General features: G+C 74.6%; 2 protein-coding genes. One reads left to right on the top strand and one right to left on the bottom strand.

What is annotated here, in order from left to right:
* Positions 1-669: membrane protein YczE (gene yczE, locus G5C65_RS37625; protein WP_478501625.1), on the bottom strand; the 669-nt coding region annotated here is incomplete at its 3' end.
* A 64-nt stretch (positions 670-733) separates the two neighbouring features.
* Between yczE and G5C65_RS37620 the strand changes: the two genes are divergently transcribed.
* The coding region (locus tag G5C65_RS37620) for a GntR family transcriptional regulator (RefSeq protein WP_165303539.1) at positions 734-1,058 on the top strand (325 nt) is incomplete at its 3' end.

Genomic DNA, 1,058 nt, shown 5'->3' with positions numbered 1-1,058 from the left:
CCGTGCCACCACCCGGGAGGGGTCGCCGTCCCCGGGCAGCGCGCACACCCGCAGGAAGTACTGCGACAGCGGCCCGATCGCCAGCGCGTACACCACGGTCCCCACGCCGGCCGAGCCGCCCAGCAGGATCCCGCTCAGCAGCACCAGCACTTCGATGCCCGTCCGCACCAGCCGGATCGAGCGGCCGGTTGCCGCGTGCAGGCCCGTCATCAGGCCGTCCCGCGGTCCGGGGCCGAACCGGGCCGCGATGTACAGCCCCGTGGCCAGCCCGTTGAGCACCACCGCGGCCGCCATCAGCGCAACCCGCGCCGCCGGCGGGTCCAGGCGCGGCACCAGCCACAGGGCGCCGTCCATCGACAGGCCGACCAGCACCACGTTGGACACCGTGCCCAGACCCGGGCGCTGCCGCAGCGGCCACCACAGCAGCAGCACCAGCGCGCCCACGGCGATCGAGACCGTGCCGATCGACAGGCCCGAGTGCCGCGCCACCCCCTGGTGGAAGACGTCCCAGGGGTCGAGCCCCAGCCCGGCGCGCACCATCAGTCCCGCGCTCGCCCCGTACAGCACCAGACCCCCGTACAGCTGCACCAGGCGACGGACCAGCAGGCCCCTGGATCCCCTCGTTCCGGACAAAGCGCCACCCTTTCGCGTGCCACCCAACAGATTCATGGCACCCTGTGACCCAGAAGCAGGCCACTTCCACGGCCAATTCCGGAAAGGTGGACTGATCAGCATGGCGCAGTGGAACTCCGCCGTGGGCGCCCCCCAGCTCGCCCGGCTCCTCGCCTCCCAGCAGCGCGCCGCCGGAGCGCGCCGCGTCCCCGCGTACCGCTCCCTCGCCGACGGCCTGCGCCTTCTCGTCGTGGAGGGCCGGATCCCCGTCGCCACCCGGCTGCCCGCCGAGCGCGAGCTCGCCGCGGCCCTCTCCGTCAGCCGCACCACCGTCGCCGGGGCCTTCGAGGCGCTGCGCGGCGACGGCTTCCTGGAGTCCCGCCGCGGCTCAGGAAGCTGGACCGCCGTGCCCGCAGGACACCCGCTGCCCACCCGCGGCCTCGACC

The sequence above is a fragment of the Streptomyces boncukensis genome (genome assembly GCF_011045075.1).
GTDB lineage: Bacteria > Actinomycetota > Actinomycetes > Streptomycetales > Streptomycetaceae > Streptomyces > Streptomyces boncukensis.
Note: the sequence above shows the minus strand (reverse complement) of the source record. Positions and strands in the feature narration are given on the sequence as shown.